This is a genomic window from Microbacterium rhizomatis, from assembly GCF_008710745.1.
GTDB classification, from domain to species: Bacteria; Actinomycetota; Actinomycetes; order Actinomycetales; family Microbacteriaceae; genus Microbacterium; species Microbacterium rhizomatis.
Genome location: NZ_VYSA01000001.1, coordinates 633,629 through 648,864, shown reverse-complemented (window position 1 = coordinate 648,864; position 15,236 = coordinate 633,629). Strand labels below are relative to the sequence as shown.

Below are 15,236 nucleotides of genomic sequence, written 5' to 3'. Positions count from 1 at the left end.
GGTCAATCCTTCACAGCGCCGGCGGTGACGCCGGCGGCGACATAGCGCTGCGCGATGATGAGCAGGATGGCAGCGGGGATCGACGCCACCACGGCGGTGGCCATGATGGCGTTCCACTGCGTCGTATTGTTGCCGATATACGCGTAGATGCCCAGCGTGACCGGCTTCAGCGCGCTGTTGCGGGCGAGTGTCGAGGCGAAGACGAAGTCAGACCATGCCCAGAGGAACGCGAACAGCGACACCGTGATGATCGAGTTGCGGCTCATCGGCAGTACGACCGAGACGAACGTCCGCCACGCATTCGCGCCATCGACGCGAGCAGCCTGCAGGAGTTCTCGCGGCAGGCCGCTCATGAATGCGGTGAACAGGAGCACCCCGAACGGCACGGCGACGGTGGAGTCGGCGAGGATGAGGCCGCCCACGCTGTTGAGCAGCCCGAGACGGACGTAGATCGCGTAGAAGCCCATCGCCATCACGACGGCGGGGATCATCTGTGCGACCAGGAGCACGAAGTTCAGCGTCCGGCCTCCGCGCATGTTCAGGAGGGCGATCGCGTACCCGGCGGGGGCCGCGATCACGACGGTGAGGACGACACAGCCCAGGCCGATGAGGAGGCTCGTGCCGAGGTTCGGCAGCTGCTGGCGGAAGACCGCCTCGAAACCCTCGAATGTGGGATTGATCGGAAAGAGATGCGGCGGGTCGAGCCGGAGGTCCTGCGTCCGGGTCAGCGACACGTTCAGCATCCAGTACACCGGGAAGAGCATCAGCGCGGTGAAGATCACGCCGAGCACGACCTTCCACCACGAACGTCGGACGGTCATCAGTTCACCTCACGGCGCTGAGTGCGCAGATAGAAGAATCCGAAGATCAGGGCGATCACGATGAGAAGGTTGCCGACGGCTGCGGCAGGCGAGAATGCCGGCTGCCCGGTTCCGAACGCTTCGCGATACGACCACACGGCGAGCGTCGTGGAGGAGTTGGCCGGGCCGCCCGCGGTCATGATCCAGATGATGTCGACGACTTTCAGGGTGTACACGAGGCCGAGCAGGATCGTGATCGCCGACACCGGGCGCAGGAGCGGAAACGTGATGCTCCAGAACTGCCGCCAGGCTCCGGCACCGTCCAGCGATGCCGCTTCGTAGAGGTCGCCGGGGATGTTCTGCAGGCCCGAGTAGAGAATCACGAGGTTGAAGGGGATGCCGAGCCAGATGTTCGCGATGATGACTGCGGTGAGCGCGGTCTGGGGTGAGGTGAGCCAGTTGATGGACTGGCCGCCGAAGGCGGTGATCACCGAGTTGACGACGCCGTTGTCGCTGTTGAGCATCCATGACCAGGTCGATGCGGACACGATCAACGGAAGCAGCCACGGGACGAGGAACAGCGCCCTGAGCACCCCGGACAGCGGGAAGTTGTTGCGGAAGAAGACCGCCAGTGCGAGACCGATCGTGTACTGGAAGAACAGCGAGATGGCGACGAAGAGCGCGGTGTTCGCGAGTGCCTGCGCGAACAGGGGCGAAGTGAGCACCGTGATGTAGTTGTCGAACCCGACGAACTCCGCGTTGCCCTGTACGAAGGCCTTGATCGTGTAGTCGTGCACGCTGAGGTCCACGCTGCGGATCAGCGGGTAGACGTAGAACACGAGCAGATACGCGATCAGCGGCGCGGCGAATCCGAACGCGATCCAACGGGATCCGTAGATGTGGCTCGGCCGTCGCTTCGTCGGCGCCGGGACCACGACGCTCACCGTGTCGGTCGACGGCGCGTTCGCGCTGGCGAGTGAGGTGCTCATGATGTTCCTTCCGGGCCAGGGGCGGGAGCCGCGGCTCCCGCCCCTGGCCGAGGGGCTGGGACTACTTTCCGGATGTCGCCGACGCGGCGGCCGTCTGTGCCGCGGTGAGCGCATCCTGCGGGCTCGCCGCACCAGACAGCGCGCTCTGCACGGCGGTCCAGAGCTGCTCCGAGATCAGCGGGTAGTCGGTGCCGAGGTTGTCACTCGTGCGGCCCTTCGCCGCATTGACGGCGTCGACCCACGTCGAGAGCTCGGGGTCCTTCGTCAGGAGCTGATCCTGGCCCTCCTTGGTCGGCGGGATGTAGTACGCGAAGGTGTTCGCGGTTTCGACGAAGCCTTCGGGCGTGGTCATGCACTCGATGATCTTCCGAGTGGTGTCATAGCGTGCGGTGTCCTGCTGCACCGGAGCGATGATGAACTCGCCGCCGGTCGGGGCGGCTGCAGCGCCCCCGTTCTTGGCCGGAAGCGTGATCACGCCGGTCTTGAACGGTGCACCCGCGGCGCTGTTTACCTGCCACGTACCATTCTCGGCGAAGGCGAAATCGCCGGTGAGGAACTGCTCCCACACCGTGTTCTGCGAGTTGGTGATCACCGAGTTGGGCGCATAGCCCTTGTCGAGCCAGCTCTTCCACAGGCTCAGAGCGTCGACAGCCTGAGACGACGAGAGGTCGGTCAGCTTCGCGCCGGCACCCCAGAACCACGGAAGGAACTGGAACGACCCCTCTTCCGTGTTGATGCCGGCGAACGTGATGCCGGTCTTGCCCGCGGCAGCGACCTTGGCGAGCGCAGCATCCAGGCTGGCCCAGTCCGTGATCGTCGCGGGGTCGACGCCTGCGGCGGACAGGATGTCGGCGTTGTAGTACAGCGCGAGGGTGTTGGCGCCGATGGGGATGCCGTAGGTCTGACCGTCGAGTTCGCCCGCGGCCAGGAGGTTGGGCTCGATCGCCGAGGTGTCGAGCCCCAGCTCGTCGACCGTCGTGACCATACCCGTTTGGGCGAGAGTGGACACCGCGGGGTTGTCGAGCAGGATGACGTCCGGCGATGTGCCCTCCTGTGCGGCGAGCAGCGCCTGGTTCGTGAGGGATGTGGTGTCGTAGGCGGTGCGCTGGATGGTCACGCCCGCCTCCGTGCCGCACGCCTGCACGCGGTTGTCCCAGTCTGAACCGGCCGTGTGCTGGGGGTACGGATCCCACCACGTATAGGTGGATGAACCGGCGGCGGACGCATCGCCGCCGCTGCTCCCACCGGCGCAGCCGGCCAATGCGCTGACGGCGACAGCTGCCGTCACGAGCGCCAGGGGCGCGCGCAGCTTCTTGGTGATCATGTGATTCTCCTCATTGAACGGGTGGGACCACCGACTGTGGGGCCCCGGGTGAGACGGGATGTTGCGGGGTGATGCGGGTTGGGTACTACGGGTGGACAGGGGGCGCGGCGATGCTGCCGCGGTCCTGGATTGCGGGCGGGATGAGTTCGACACGGTGGGTGGAGGGGGCGTCTCGGTGCTCGATCCTGGCGACGAGCTGCTCGACGGCACGTCGACCGAGTTCGTCCGCGGCCGAGTCGATCGCGGTGTAGGGGAGCGAGAAGGTACGGGCGAAGTCGTCCGAGTAACGGCCGATGACCGAGATGTCTCGCGGCGCCGACATCTCGCGTTGGTGGAGCACGGTCGGCAGGGCCGCGGCCGCGGCCTCGTTGTTGAGGAGCAAGCCTGTCGCCGACGGGTGAGCATCGAGGAAGCGGTGCAGATCGTCGCCGATCGCGGGTTGCGTCGATGACCCGAAGTACGTGTGGATGGTGATGCCGAGTTCGGCGGCGCGTTCCCGCGCGCTGTCGGCGAGTCGCCAGACGTACGCGCCACCCCGCTGGACCACGTGCTCGGGCTGAGAGACGAGGATGAGTTCGGTGTGGCCGAGCTCGCTCAGAGTGTCGACCATCACCCGGCCGGTCGCTTCGAAGTCGAGGTCGAACACATCCACACCGGTCGTGTCGTGGGGGAGCCCGATCAGAACGCCGGGCTGACGGGCGGTACGCAGGAAGGGCAGGCGATCGTCGTCTTCGGCGACGTTCAGGAGCACGAATCCGTCCGCCATGCGGGAGTCCGAGATGCGGGTGAGGGCGGCGTACCCGTCCTCCTCGGAGACGAGGAGCGTGTCGTAGCCGAGGTCTCGAGCCCGATTCGTGACCCCCAGGATGTACTGCAGCATCGCGGGAGCGAACTCGTCGGGGAGGAACCGGCCGAGCAGTCCGAGGACCCTCGTCTGGGATGTGGCGAGCGCACGCGCGCCGGCGTTCGGCGTGTATCCGAGTTCCTCGACCGCTTGACGAACCTTCTCCCGTACTTCGGGCGAGATTGTCCGCTTGCCGGACAGAGCGTACGACGCCGTGCTCCGGGATACTCCCGCTGCCTGTGCGACGTCACCGATCGTGACCATATGTGGATGCCCCATTGCGCTCTGTCGACGGTGCCGACGGTCTTGATGGTCTCGACCGTGTCAACGACGTCGACCATGTCAACGACGTCGACCATGTGATCAATGTCGACCATGTGATCAATGTCGAACCGGTTCGATTCGAACCGGTTCGACGATAAAGCAACGTCAGCAGGAATGCAAGAGGCTCAGAGAGAGAGTCGGGTCGGGTCAGCCGGCGGGCGGCCATTGCACGAGCAGAAGGCCCTGCTTCGTGTCGGCGTACTTCACGAAACCGTCACCGAACAGGTAGGTCAGCCCGTACCCCTGGTCGTCGGTCGCGATCGCGGTCGAGGCGTTCTCCGTGAGGTAGACGCCTGCGGGCGCGTCCTCGCGCTTCCAGCCGGCCGCGATCAGATCGGTCTGTGCGGTGGTGGCGGCCGTCGGCGTGATGGGTGCCCAGCCGAAGATCTGCACGTGGTCGGTCGCGGTGGTGTAGTCGCCCCACGTGCACTGGATGCCGCCGGTGATCTCGACGCCGTCGACGCGGAGCGCCTCCGACTTGAACGACCAGCCGACCTTCTGGAATTCGGCGACCACGGATGCCGGGATGATCGTCGTGCAGTCGGGGTCCGGAGTCGGGCTCGCCCCCGGTCCGGCGGTCGGGGCCGGGGAGGTGGGGGCGGGGACATCGCCGGTCTGTGCGTTCGACGGATCTGCCGAGGGCGTGGAAGCGCAGGCGGTGAAGATCGCCGCAGAGCCGGCGATGAGCAGGACAGCGCCGATCCTGGCGAACGAGCGTGTCATCGAGAAGACTCCGTCGGGATAGTGGCGGACTCGTGCAAGAGGGCGAGGAATTCGTCGTGCAGGATGCCGTTGGTCGCAAGTGATGACCGCTCCGAGATCGACGCGCTGCCGTCGTATGCGGTGAAGCGTCCGCCTGCCTCGGGGATGATGACAGCGTACGGGGCGATGTCGTACTCCTTGACCCCGAACTCTGCGACGAATTCGAGGCGACCTTCCGCCAGGAGCATGTAGGGCCACGCATCGCCGTACGCGCGGTCGCGCCACACCGTCGTCGTCAGACGCTCGAGTGCTGCCAGCTCGCCGGCCTCCCGCCACTGCGCGATGCTCTGGAAGCTCACGCTCGCGTCGGCGATCGCGTCGACCGATGACACGGCGAGGCGGCGGGGTTCCGCATCCTCCGCTCCGGTCCATGCGCCCAGGCCGGTGGCTCCCCACCAGCGGCGCCCGATCGCGGGCTGGCTGACCACGCCCACCACAGGGGCGCCGTCGATCGCCAGCGCGATGAGCGTCGCCCACATCGGGATGCCCTTGAGATAGTTGGCCGTGCCGTCGATCGGGTCGATGATCCACTGGCGATGCGTGTCGCCCGCCGCGCCGAACTCTTCACCGAACACGCCGTCGCCGGGCCGCTCCGCTTCGAGGACCGCGCGGATCGCACGTTCGGTGGCGAGATCGGACTCGGTCACGTGAGTGGCGTCGGACTTGAGCGTGACGTCCAGGTCGGCGGCGTCGAAGCGTGCCATCGATACGGCGTCCGCCGCATCCGCGAGCCTCAGCGCGAGCGCGAGATCGTCGGCGATGGACGGTTCCGCCGCAGCGGCTGGGTGCGACGGAGGGGGGAAGGTCACCCTTTCGAGGATACCGCAGGGCCTCGGCTCGATTCGCGGGCAGCGGCATCGTGATGCTAATGTTGACCCTCGGTTCGCCTCTCTCCTGAGTCGCGCGAACCATGCACCTCTAGCTCAATCGGCAGAGCAATTGACTCTTAATCAATGGGTTCAGGGTTCAAGTCCCTGGGGGTGCACCAGCCAAGGGCCCTCTTCCTCGTAACACGAGGAAGGGGGCCCTTGACGTCCGCCGGGTCAGCTCCGGCGCGCCTTCACGGACCCCATGCCGATGTCAACCCCCCGCGATCCGAGGCTCGTTGGGGCTGAATGAGAGCATCCATCCCGTCCGAAGGAGCACTCCCGTGTCGCAGATCATCGAGACCATCGACGTCGACGTCCCCGTGTCGACCTCATACAACCAGTGGACGCAGTTCGAGAGCTTCCCGAAGTTCCTCGACGAGGTCGAGTCCATCACGCAGCTGGACGACACCCACACGCACTGGAAGGTCAAGGTGGGTGGGGTCGAGCGCGAGTTCGACGCCGAGATCACCGAGCAGCACCCCGACGAGCGCGTGGCATGGAAGAGCACGGGCGGCCAGACCGACCACGCCGGGGTCGTCACCTTCCACAAGCTCACCGACACGTCGAGCCGCGTCACCGTGCAGCTGGACTGGGAGCCCGAGGGCTTCCTCGAAACGGTGGGCTCCCTGCTGGGCGCGGGTTCGCACGCCGTGAAGAAGGACCTCAAGAACTTCAAGGAGTTCATCGAGTCGCAGGGCTCAGCAGCCGGGGCGTGGCGCGGCGACGTTCAGGCGTAGCAGCGCGCTGGAGTGACTCGAACGGGCTTCGCGAAAGCGGGGCCCGTTCGGCATTGCGGCGGGCAGACCGACGGGAAGATGTGAACGCACTCAGCGTCCAGGCGTAGCGTCCGGATCAGAGCACACGACCGAAGGAGGTCGTCATGTCTGCCGAACGCATCATTGCGACACACCCACGCACAGCGGCGATGACACGCGGAGGCAGCGACTTCACTCCGCTGGCGAAACAGATCCGGGATGCCGGACTCCTCCGCCGCCGATACGGCTACTACTGGACGAAGCTCATCGCCGTCCCCCTGGTCGTGGGCGCGCTCGTGGTGTGCTTCATCTTCGTCGGCGACACCTGGTGGCAGCTGTTCACGGCGGCGGGTTTCGCGGTGCTGTTCACCCAGATCGCCTTCCTCGGCCATGATGCCGCGCACCGGCAGATCTTCCTCTCGGGGCGGTGGAACGACTGGATCAGCCTCATCCTCGGCGATCTGTTCGTCGGCATGAGCTACGGGTGGTGGCAGCACAAGCACACGCGCCACCATGCCAACCCCAACAAGGAAGGCGCCGATCCAGACATCGACCTGCCCGTCATGTCGTTCACTCCCGAGCAGGCCGCGCGGCGGCGGAACGCCGCAACGACATGGCTCATCCGTCACCAGGGAGTGTTCTTCTTCCCGATCCTGCTCCTGGAGGGACTGTCGCTGCACGCCTCGAGCGTTCGACGCGTTTCGCAGCGCCAGCACATCGACAGGCGGTGGGTCGAGATCGCCTTCCTGTTCGTGCGGATCGGCGGGTTCGTGACCCTGATCTTCCTGGTGCTCTCGCCCGGAATCGGCTTCGCATTCCTCGGAGTCCAGCTCGGACTCTTCGGGTTCTACATGGGCGTCTCGTTCGCGCCCAACCACAAGGGCATGCCTCTCGTACCCGCGGGCCTCCAACTCGATTTCCTCCGCCGCCAGGTGATGATGAGCCGCAACGTCCGAGGGAACCGCTTCGTCGACGTGCTCCTGGGCGGCTTGAACTATCAGGTCGAGCATCACCTGTTCCCGTCGATGCCACGCCCGCACCTGCGCCGGGCCGCGCCGGTCGTCGCCGAATACTGTCGACGCATCGGCGTTCCGTACACCGAGGCAGGGCTGTTCGCGTCGTACGCGATCGTGGTGCGGTACATCAATCGTGTCGGTCTGGGGGAGCGCGATGCGTTCGCGTGCCCGCTGATCGTCGAGCGCCTGTCGATCTAGCAGCGCACGGCGCCGTCAGGCCGCGTCGCCGACGAGCACCGCCGCACCCTCATCGGCCGCATCGGCCTCGCGCCCGTCGATCGGCGCGAGAACGCGACGCCCGACGGCGATCACGACAGCCGCGATGACGACGGATGCCGCGGCGAACACGTACGGCACGGTCGGGCCGTAGAGGTGCCACAGCAGGGCGGCGATCGGGGGAGCGGCCGCACCGCCGAGGAATCGCACGGCGGAATACGACGAGGACGCGACCGCGCGGGGCAGATCGGTGGCTTCCATGACCGACTCGGTCAGCACCGTGTTGAGGACGCCGAGGAAGAGTCCGCCGACGACGATGCACACCACGAGCGCCCATGCCGTGCTCACGAACACACCCGCCGCGACGAGATCGAGGGCGAGGAGGGGCAGCATGATCAGCAGGATCGTCGTGCGCGGCATCCGTCTCGTGAGGATCGGGGCCACCCACACGCTCGTGACCGCGAGGCCCACGCCCCAGGCGAAGAACGTCAGTCCGAGCCCCATCGCCGAGAAGCCCAGCGGGAAGGGCGAGAAGGCGAGCAGCACGAAGAAGCCGATGTTGTAGAACAGTGCAGCGATCGCGAGCACCGCCAGTGCCGGCCTTCCGAGTGCCTTGATGGGTGCCGAGAGCGGCACGGGAGCGCGCTTCTCGCCGCGGGTCTTCAGCAGGACGGCGATCGCGATGAAGGCGACCGACATGAGCACGGCCACGCCGAAGAACGGTCCGCGCCAGCTCACCTCGCCGAGCAGGCCACCGAGCAGCGGACCGACGGCGATGCCCAGCCCGAGGGCTGCCTCGTAGAGCACGATCGCCGCACCGCTGCCGCCGGAGGCCGCTCCCACGATGGTCGCCAGGGCGGTCGAGATGAACAGGGCGTTGCCGAGACCCCAGCCGGCGCGGAAGCCGATGACGGCGTCGACGCTGCCGCTGAGAGCGCAGGCGAGCGCGAAGACCACGATGAGTGCCAGGCCGATCAGGAGGGTGGCCTTCACGCCGATACGGCTGGACACCCAGCTCGTGATGAGCATCGCGAGGCCGGTCACGAGCAGATAGCTCGTGAAGAGCATCTCTGTCTCGACGGGGCTCGCCTGCAGCTGGTCGGCGATCGCGGGCAGGATGGGGTCGACCAGGCCGATGCCCATGAACGCGACGACGCACGCGAAGGCGACGGCCCACACCTGCATCGGCTGCCGCCAGATGCTCGAGGTGGGCGCGGCGTGCGCCATCATCGTGCTGCTCCGACCGGCGCGGTGGTGCGAGCCGAGAGGATGTCGGCGACGCGCGCCAGGGCATCCCAATCTTCGTCGTCGAGATCGGCGAACCGAGGCTCGAGCGCATCCCGCAGCTGCACGAGCCAGGAGTCCAGCGCGCGCGCCCCGTCCTCGGTCACGGCCACCACGGTCGCACGCGAGTCGGACGGGTCGGTCGTGCGCTCGACGAGCCCCGCATCGGCGAGCTGCCCCACCAGGCGGGTCATGCCGGGCTGGGTGACACGGCTCGCGGCGGCGAGTTCTCCGAGCCGGATGGGGCCTTCCGAGCGCAGGATGCTGAGGGTGCGCCACTGCGCGGCGGGCGCGTCGTTTCCGGTCTCGCTCGCGGCGATGCGGGTCAGCGCGTGAGCCGCAATCACGATCCGTTCGATGTCGTGGGATCTACTCATACCCAAAGTATATACCTAAGGTATGGATACTCGGCGAGTCCGCCCGCATCCACGAGACTGTGATCGGCGCCCGGTGCATCCGGAGGACAGGAGACAGAAATGACCGAACAGGACCTCGCGGGCAAACGGGCGCTCGTCACGGGAGGAGCAAGCGGAATCGGGCTGGCGTGCGTGCGCGAGTTCGCCTCGCGCGGCGCACACATCGTGATCGCCGATCATCATGTGTATCTGACCGAATCGATCGCCGAAGAGGTCGGCGGCGACGCCTGGCTCGTCGATCTTGCCGACACGTCCGCGATGGAGGAGCTCTCGCTCGACGTGGACATCCTGGTCAACAACGTCGGCATCCAGCATGTGAGTCCTATCCCCGAGTTCGAGCCCGAAACCTTCCGCCTCATGCTGCGGCTCATGGTCGAGTCGCCGTTCCTTCTGATCCGCGCCGTGCTGCCGGGGATGTATCGCCGCGGGTGGGGTCGGATCATCAACGTATCGAGCGCACACGGGCTCCGGGCGAGCGCCTTCAAGTCCGCGTATGTGACGGCCAAACATGCGCTGGAAGGACTCTCGAAGGTGACAGCGCTCGAAGGGGCGCCGCACGGAGTGACGAGCAACTGCGTCAACCCGTCGTATGTGCGCACGCCGCTGGTCGAACACCAGATCGCCGATCAGGCGCGGGTGCACGGCATCCCGGAATCCGAGGTCCTCGAGAAGGTCATGCTCACCGAGAACGCGATCAAGCGGCTCATCGAACCCGACGAGGTCGCGTCGCTCGTCGGCTGGCTCGTCTCCGACAGGGCGGGCATGGTGACGGGCGCGTCGTACACGATGGACGGCGGATGGACAGCCCGATGAGCAGGTACCGCTCCGTCGATGTCCCGGTCGACGGAGGAGCGCTGCGCGTCGGCGTCTGGGAACCGCGGCACGACGCGCCTGACGCGCCCGCCGTGCTGCTCATCCACGGGGTGACGGCATCCCACCTCTCGTGGGCGCTCGTGGCGGACCGGTTGCCGGACCTGCGGCTCATCGCCCCCGACCTCCGTGGCCGAGGCCGCAGCAACGCACTGCCGGTCTCGGCCGGTCTCTCCTCGCACGCCCGGGACCTCACCGCGGTGCTCGACGCGCTCGACGTCGATCACGCTCTCGTCGTGGGCCACTCGATGGGGGCGTTCGCCGGTCTCGTCCTGGGTGAGGAGCACCCCGAGCGGGTCACGCGGCTCGTGCTCGTGGACGGCGGCCTCCCTCTCGATCTGCCGGCCGGACTCGCTCCGCAGGACGTCGTGCGCCTCGTGCTCGGCCCCACCGCAGAGCGACTCGCGATGCGGTTCGCCTCCGTCGATGCATATCTCGACTTCTGGCGGGCCCATCCCGCGTTCGCCCGGGACTGGTCGCCGGCCCTGGAGGCATACCTGGCCTACGACCTCGTCGGCGACCGGCCCGACCTGCGGCCGGCGACCACGCTCGCGACGGTGGAGGCCGACTCTCTCGACCAGAACACCGGGAACGCCATCGCCGACGCGCTCGCGGGGCTCCGACATCCGACACTCCTGATGACGGCCGAGCGCGGGCTGCTCGACCAGGTGCCCGCCCTGTATGCCGCAGACCGGCTGCCCGGACTCGTCGCGGCTTACCCGGGCCTCAGGCACGTGCCCGTGGCGGACGTGAATCACTACACGATCGTGCTGTCGGATCGGGGAGCGGATGCTGTGGCTTCGGCCGTCCGCGAAGAGCTCGGCGCATCAGCGGTATGAGGTCGTCGCCGCGCCAGACCTCGTCACCGCACGAGCGCGACGCGTGTCGTGAGCTGATGCGCGTGCGCCAGGAGCGTGCGGCCGAGGTCGGCGAGGCGGTCCGGGCCGAAACGGAACTCCACGCCGGTGATACTGAGCGCCCACTGCGGGTGGCCGTCGCGATCGAACACTGCGGCACCGAGCCCGAAGCTGCCTTCCACGATCAGTCCGGGGTTGAGCGCGAAGCCACGTTCGCGGGTTTCGCGCAGACGCGCCTTGAGACGGGGTTCCTCGTGGGCTGGCCCCCAGCGCGCGGGCAGCTCGGGGTGCCGATCGAGGTACGCGTCCACATCGTGGGGCGGCAGGAACGAGAGGATCGCGAGCCCCGCCGAGGCGACCCCGAGCGGGAACCGCACGCCCTCCGCCAGGACGAACGATCGGATCGGGAAGCTCCCCTCCTCGCGCATGATGCACACCGTCTCGTCCCCCCGACGTACTGACAGGAACGCACTCTCCTCGGTGCGGACCGCGAGAGAACGCACGACGTCGCGGGCGATTCCGGTGATGTCGTAGCGGGATGCGGCAACCGTGCCCATCAGATAGAGCTCCGGGCCCGGCAGCCACCGCCCCGTCCGATCGTCGTGGTCGACGAGCCCCTCGACCCGCAGCGCGGTCAGCAGACGGTGCGTCGTGGGACGTGTGAGCGCGGCGTCGAGCGCGAGCTCCGAGACGCCCACCCCGTCGGCACCCCCCGCGGTGACCAGGCGCAGAAGGCGGGCTGCACGTGCGACCGACTGCGCCCCTGGGACGCCTTTCGATGACTCGCTGTCCACGATATGGACAGTACGCGCAGAGATCTCCACATGGCAACCGGCTGCGTGGGCGTGCCGGCGATGACGTGCAGGATGGGTGGACGAGACATGAGGGAGTGCCCGTGATCGACAAGACGTACGGCTCGGCGGCGGAGGCCGTCGCCGACATCCAGGACGGTGCGACCCTCGCGGTCGGCGGGTTCGGGCTCTCCGGAAACCCGACTCTGCTCATCGAGGCGCTGCTCGCCCAGGGCACGCGCGACCTCAGCATCGTGAGCAACAACTGCGGCACCGACGACTGGGGGCTCGGCATCCTGCTCAACGCCAAGCGCATCCGCAAGATGACCTCGTCGTACGTCGGCGAGAACAAGGAGTTCGAGCGGCAGTTCCTGTCGGGCGAGCTGGAGCTCGAACTCACTCCGCAGGGCACCCTCGCCGAGAAGCTCCGCGCGGGCGGGTCGGGGATCGCGGCCTTCTTCACGCAGACCGGCGTGGGCACGCAGGTGGCGGAGGGTGGACTCCCGCGCCGTTACGACGGGTCGGGCGGGATCGCCGTGGCCTCGCCGACGAAAGAAGTGCGATTGTTCGACGTCGGCGGCGAGCCCCGCGACTTCGTGCTCGAGGAGGCGATCCAGACCGACTTCGCCCTCGTCCATGCGCTCCGAGGAGACCGCCACGGCAACCTCGTCTTCAACAAGGCGGCCCGCAACTTCAACCCGCTCGCCGCAATGGCGGGCCGGGTCTGCATCGCCCAGGTCGAAGAACTGGTGGAGCCCGGCGGGCTCGATCCCGACAGCATCCATCTGCCGGGCGTCTACGTGCACCGCATCATCGAGGTGGGAACCGGGATCGACAAGCGCATCGAACGGCGCACCGTCTCGGCCTCGCCGAACCACGAGAAGGCCTGAGCCATGGCACTGACAAGAGACCAGATGGCTGCGCGTGCGGCCGCCGAACTCGCCGACGGATCGTACGTGAACCTCGGCATCGGCCTGCCCACCCTCGTGCCCAACCACGTGCCCGCAGGCGTCACCGTCGTGCTGCAGTCGGAGAACGGTATCCTCGGCGTCGGTCCGTACCCGACGGACGAGCACGTCGATCCCGACCTGATCAACGCGGGCAAAGAGACCGTCACCGTCCTTCCCGGGGCGGCCTACTTCGACTCGGCGACGAGCTTCGGGATGATCCGCGGGGGCAAGATCGACGCGGCGATCCTCGGCGCGATGCAGGTGTCGGCGACCGGCGACATCGCGAACTGGATGATCCCGGGAAAGATGGTGAAGGGCCCCGGCGGCGCGATGGACCTCGTGCACGGCGCGGGGAAGGTCATCGTGCTCATGGAGCATGTCGCCCGCGACGGGTCGCCCAAGATCGTGGACGAGTGCTCGCTCCCGCTCACCGGCAAGGGGGTCGTCGATCGCATCATCACCGACCTCGCGGTGATCGACGTGACGGCGGATGGCCTCGTCCTGGTCGAGACCGCGCCGGGCGTCAGCGTCGACGACGTCGTCGCGGCGACCGAGCCGCCGCTCATCATCGGGCTCTCCGCGCCCGCTCGTTGAGCGAGCGAAGCGAGACGAAACGCCTCATCAGAAGGAGCAGATCATGATCCAGGACGACATCGTCATCGTGGCGGCCGCACGCACGCCGCAGGGCCGCCTCAAGGGTCAGCTCGCCGCGTTCAGCGCCCCCCAGCTGGGCGGATTCGCGATCAAGGGAGCGCTCGAGGCCGGAGGCATTCCGGTGGACCAGGTGGGCGCGGTCATCGTCGGCCAGGTGCTTCCGGCCGGATCGGGACAGAATCCGGCGCGTCAGGCCGCCATCAACGCCGGCCTCGGCTGGGACGTCCCCGCCTCCGGAGTCAACAAGGTGTGCCTTTCGGGTCTCACCGCCATCATCGACGCCGCCCGGATGATCCGCGTGGGCGATGCGAAGGTCGTCGTGGCGGCGGGCATGGAGTCGATGACCCGTGCGCCCCACCTGCTGATGGGCTCGCGCGACGGGTGGCAGTACGGCAGCGTCGAGGTGCTCGACCACATGGCGTACGACGGCCTCACCGATGCGTACGACCGTGTCAGCATGGGCGCGTCCACGGAGGCCCTCAACGGAAAGTACGAGGTGACGCGCGAGGAGCAGGATGCCGTAGCCGCCCGCTCTCACCAGCGCGCCGCCGCCGCGCAGGCCGACGGCGTCTTCGATGCCGAGATCGTGACCGTCGAAGTGCCGCAGCGGCGCGGAGACCCGATTCTGGTGACGACGGATGAGGGCATCCGTCCTGACACGACGGTCGAGACTCTCGCAACTCTGCGCGCCGCCTTCACGGAGGGCGGCTCGATCACGGCGGGCAACTCATCGCAGATCTCGGACGGCGCCTCGGCGGTGATCCTCACGACGCGCGCACATGCCGACGAGAACGGGTGGCCCGTCCTCGCCGCCGTCGGTGCTTCGGGGCAGGTCGCCGGTCCGGACAACTCGCTGCACGCCCAGCCCGCTCACGCGATCGCTCGTGCGCTCCAGAAGCAGGGGCTCACCGCATCCGATCTCGACTTCGTCGAGATCAACGAAGCCTTCGGTGCGGTCGTCGCCCGATCCCAGCGCGAACTGGGTCTGGACGACGACGTCGTCAACATCCACGGGGGCGGGATCGCCATCGGGCATCCGATCGGCGCGTCCGGCAATCGCCTCGCGGTGCACGCGGTGCACCAACTGCTGCGGCGCGGCTCGGGAATCGCGGCCGTAGGCCTGTGCGGTGGCGGCGGTCAGGGGGAGGCGCTGATCCTCACCCGCTGACGCACCGAGGGTTCAGCTGTGTCGCAGGTGCCGCTCGGCGAGCTTCCGCTCCTTGCCCGAGACCGGAGAATCCGCCGAGACGAGGTGCCCGCGCGACGCCCGTCGCGCGTCGACGATGGCGCCGATCGCCAGCGCGAACGTGATTCCCCAGCTCAGCCATGCGAGCGCCTCCCGCCAGGTGAACTCCGAATCCCGCGCTCCGCGCAGGAGGGTGATCCCGCTGAAGACGGCGCTGATGATCCCGGTTCCGAAGAGGTACTTGCGCATCCCACCACGCTACAGCGACCTGGCCGGGCGCGGCCACGGGGGCGGGCGGCGCGCTGCACGCTGTTAGCCTGAAGAACGAT

General features: G+C 67.7%; 17 protein-coding genes and 1 tRNA gene. 8 read left to right on the top strand and 10 right to left on the bottom strand.

What is annotated here, in order from left to right:
* Nucleotides 1–2: 2 nt before the first annotated feature.
* From F6B43_RS03115 to F6B43_RS03090, 6 genes are all read right to left on the bottom strand, one after another.
* Nucleotides 3–821 (bottom strand): carbohydrate ABC transporter permease, encoded by an 819-nt coding sequence (locus F6B43_RS03115; RefSeq protein ID WP_150447435.1) that lies wholly within the window; start codon nucleotides 819–821, stop codon nucleotides 3–5.
* On the bottom strand, nucleotides 821–1,789 hold the full coding sequence (locus F6B43_RS03110; RefSeq protein ID WP_150447434.1) for a carbohydrate ABC transporter permease: 969 nt from the start codon (nucleotides 1,787–1,789) through the stop codon (nucleotides 821–823). The genes F6B43_RS03115 and F6B43_RS03110 overlap by 1 nt, the downstream gene beginning before the upstream one ends.
* 61 nt (nucleotides 1,790–1,850) lie before the next feature.
* Entirely contained in the window at nucleotides 1,851–3,113 is a 1,263-nt protein-coding gene (locus F6B43_RS03105; RefSeq protein ID WP_150447433.1) for a sugar ABC transporter substrate-binding protein, read from the bottom strand.
* An 85-nt stretch (nucleotides 3,114–3,198) separates the two neighbouring features.
* The gene (locus F6B43_RS03100; protein WP_150447432.1) at nucleotides 3,199–4,221 is read right to left on the bottom strand and encodes a LacI family DNA-binding transcriptional regulator; all 1,023 of its coding nucleotides are present in this window, start codon (nucleotides 4,219–4,221) and stop codon (nucleotides 3,199–3,201) included.
* A gap of 207 nt (nucleotides 4,222–4,428) precedes the next feature.
* Entirely contained in the window at nucleotides 4,429–5,004 is a 576-nt protein-coding gene (locus F6B43_RS03095) for a hypothetical protein (protein WP_150447431.1), read from the bottom strand.
* The gene (locus F6B43_RS03090; protein ID WP_246159764.1) at nucleotides 5,001–5,852 is read right to left on the bottom strand and encodes an inositol monophosphatase family protein; all 852 of its coding nucleotides are present in this window, start codon (nucleotides 5,850–5,852) and stop codon (nucleotides 5,001–5,003) included. Before F6B43_RS03090 ends, F6B43_RS03095 begins: the two co-directional genes overlap by 4 nt.
* Nucleotides 5,853–5,955: 103 nt before the next feature.
* Here F6B43_RS03090 and F6B43_RS03085 point away from each other — a divergent pair.
* The 3 genes from F6B43_RS03085 (at nucleotide 5,956) to F6B43_RS03075 (ending at nucleotide 7,881) form a co-directional block, all read left to right on the top strand.
* Nucleotides 5,956–6,031, top strand: a tRNA-Lys gene (locus tag F6B43_RS03085).
* A 162-nt stretch (nucleotides 6,032–6,193) separates the two neighbouring features.
* Complete coding sequence (locus F6B43_RS03080; protein WP_150447430.1) at nucleotides 6,194–6,649, top strand: SRPBCC family protein; 456 nt, start codon at nucleotides 6,194–6,196, stop codon at nucleotides 6,647–6,649.
* 143 nt (nucleotides 6,650–6,792) lie between these two features.
* On the top strand, nucleotides 6,793–7,881 hold the full coding sequence (locus tag F6B43_RS03075; RefSeq protein WP_150447429.1) for a fatty acid desaturase family protein: 1,089 nt from the start codon (nucleotides 6,793–6,795) through the stop codon (nucleotides 7,879–7,881).
* Between the two features lie 15 nt (nucleotides 7,882–7,896).
* On the opposite strand, the gene F6B43_RS03070 is transcribed toward F6B43_RS03075, so the two are convergent.
* Together F6B43_RS03070 and F6B43_RS03065 are read right to left on the bottom strand one after the other, a co-directional pair.
* A complete protein-coding gene (locus F6B43_RS03070; protein ID WP_150448390.1) occupies nucleotides 7,897–9,126 on the bottom strand; it encodes an MFS transporter in 1,230 nt (409 codons plus the stop codon).
* Nucleotides 9,126–9,560 carry a MarR family winged helix-turn-helix transcriptional regulator gene (locus F6B43_RS03065; RefSeq protein ID WP_150447428.1) on the bottom strand — a complete coding sequence of 145 codons (435 nt, stop codon included), beginning with the start codon at nucleotides 9,558–9,560 and terminating at the stop codon, nucleotides 9,126–9,128. The genes F6B43_RS03070 and F6B43_RS03065 overlap by 1 nt, the downstream gene beginning before the upstream one ends.
* Before the next feature lie 99 nt (nucleotides 9,561–9,659).
* Between F6B43_RS03065 and F6B43_RS03060 the strand changes: the two genes are divergently transcribed.
* On the top strand, nucleotides 9,660–10,412 hold the full coding sequence (locus F6B43_RS03060) for a 3-hydroxybutyrate dehydrogenase (protein ID WP_150447427.1): 753 nt from the start codon (nucleotides 9,660–9,662) through the stop codon (nucleotides 10,410–10,412).
* Complete coding sequence (locus F6B43_RS03055) at nucleotides 10,409–11,308, top strand: alpha/beta hydrolase (RefSeq protein ID WP_150447426.1); 900 nt, start codon at nucleotides 10,409–10,411, stop codon at nucleotides 11,306–11,308. The genes F6B43_RS03060 and F6B43_RS03055 overlap by 4 nt, the downstream gene beginning before the upstream one ends.
* A gap of 23 nt (nucleotides 11,309–11,331) precedes the next feature.
* Here the strand turns inward: F6B43_RS03055 and F6B43_RS03050 are convergent, their stop codons facing one another.
* Nucleotides 11,332–12,120: an IclR family transcriptional regulator gene (locus tag F6B43_RS03050; protein WP_150447425.1), complete on the bottom strand. Its 789-nt coding sequence runs from the start codon at nucleotides 12,118–12,120 to the stop codon at nucleotides 11,332–11,334.
* A 101-nt stretch (nucleotides 12,121–12,221) separates the two neighbouring features.
* On the opposite strand from F6B43_RS03050, the gene F6B43_RS03045 reads away from it, so the two are divergent.
* Genes F6B43_RS03045 through F6B43_RS03035 form a run of 3 tightly spaced genes read left to right on the top strand, consistent with a single transcriptional unit; the run spans nucleotide 12,222 to nucleotide 14,889 of the window.
* Nucleotides 12,222–13,007: a CoA transferase subunit A gene (locus F6B43_RS03045; RefSeq protein ID WP_150447424.1), complete on the top strand. Its 786-nt coding sequence runs from the start codon at nucleotides 12,222–12,224 to the stop codon at nucleotides 13,005–13,007.
* Between the two features lie 3 nt (nucleotides 13,008–13,010).
* A complete protein-coding gene (locus F6B43_RS03040) occupies nucleotides 13,011–13,661 on the top strand; it encodes a 3-oxoacid CoA-transferase subunit B (protein WP_211368000.1) in 651 nt (216 codons plus the stop codon).
* A 43-nt stretch (nucleotides 13,662–13,704) separates the two neighbouring features.
* Nucleotides 13,705–14,889, top strand: coding sequence for an acetyl-CoA C-acetyltransferase (locus F6B43_RS03035; RefSeq protein WP_150447423.1), 1,185 nt, complete (start codon nucleotides 13,705–13,707; stop codon nucleotides 14,887–14,889).
* A gap of 12 nt (nucleotides 14,890–14,901) precedes the next feature.
* Here the strand turns inward: F6B43_RS03035 and F6B43_RS03030 are convergent, their stop codons facing one another.
* Nucleotides 14,902–15,156, bottom strand: coding sequence for a hypothetical protein (locus F6B43_RS03030; RefSeq protein WP_150447422.1), 255 nt, complete (start codon nucleotides 15,154–15,156; stop codon nucleotides 14,902–14,904).
* Nucleotides 15,157–15,236 lie beyond the last annotated feature (80 nt).

What these genes read in the sequence shown, in the direction of transcription:
- F6B43_RS03115 (WP_150447435.1), bottom strand. Translation starts at nt 821, where the DNA reads ATGACCGTCCGACGTTCGTGGTGGAAGGTCGTGCTCGGCGTGATCTTC.
- F6B43_RS03110 (WP_150447434.1), bottom strand. Translation starts at nt 1,789, where the DNA reads ATGAGCACCTCACTCGCCAGCGCGAACGCGCCGTCGACCGACACGGTG.
- F6B43_RS03105 (WP_150447433.1), bottom strand. Translation starts at nt 3,113, where the DNA reads ATGATCACCAAGAAGCTGCGCGCGCCCCTGGCGCTCGTGACGGCAGCT.
- F6B43_RS03100 (WP_150447432.1), bottom strand. Translation starts at nt 4,221, where the DNA reads ATGGTCACGATCGGTGACGTCGCACAGGCAGCGGGAGTATCCCGGAGC.
- F6B43_RS03095 (WP_150447431.1), bottom strand. Translation starts at nt 5,004, where the DNA reads ATGACACGCTCGTTCGCCAGGATCGGCGCTGTCCTGCTCATCGCCGGC.
- F6B43_RS03075 (WP_150447429.1), top strand. Translation starts at nt 6,793, where the DNA reads ATGTCTGCCGAACGCATCATTGCGACACACCCACGCACAGCGGCGATG.
- F6B43_RS03070 (WP_150448390.1), bottom strand. Translation starts at nt 9,126, where the DNA reads ATGGCGCACGCCGCGCCCACCTCGAGCATCTGGCGGCAGCCGATGCAG.
- F6B43_RS03065 (WP_150447428.1), bottom strand. Translation starts at nt 9,560, where the DNA reads ATGAGTAGATCCCACGACATCGAACGGATCGTGATTGCGGCTCACGCG.
- F6B43_RS03060 (WP_150447427.1), top strand. Translation starts at nt 9,660, where the DNA reads ATGACCGAACAGGACCTCGCGGGCAAACGGGCGCTCGTCACGGGAGGA.
- F6B43_RS03055 (WP_150447426.1), top strand. Translation starts at nt 10,409, where the DNA reads ATGAGCAGGTACCGCTCCGTCGATGTCCCGGTCGACGGAGGAGCGCTG.
- F6B43_RS03040 (WP_211368000.1), top strand. Translation starts at nt 13,011, where the DNA reads ATGGCACTGACAAGAGACCAGATGGCTGCGCGTGCGGCCGCCGAACTC.
- F6B43_RS03035 (WP_150447423.1), top strand. Translation starts at nt 13,705, where the DNA reads ATGATCCAGGACGACATCGTCATCGTGGCGGCCGCACGCACGCCGCAG.
- F6B43_RS03030 (WP_150447422.1), bottom strand. Translation starts at nt 15,156, where the DNA reads ATGCGCAAGTACCTCTTCGGAACCGGGATCATCAGCGCCGTCTTCAGC.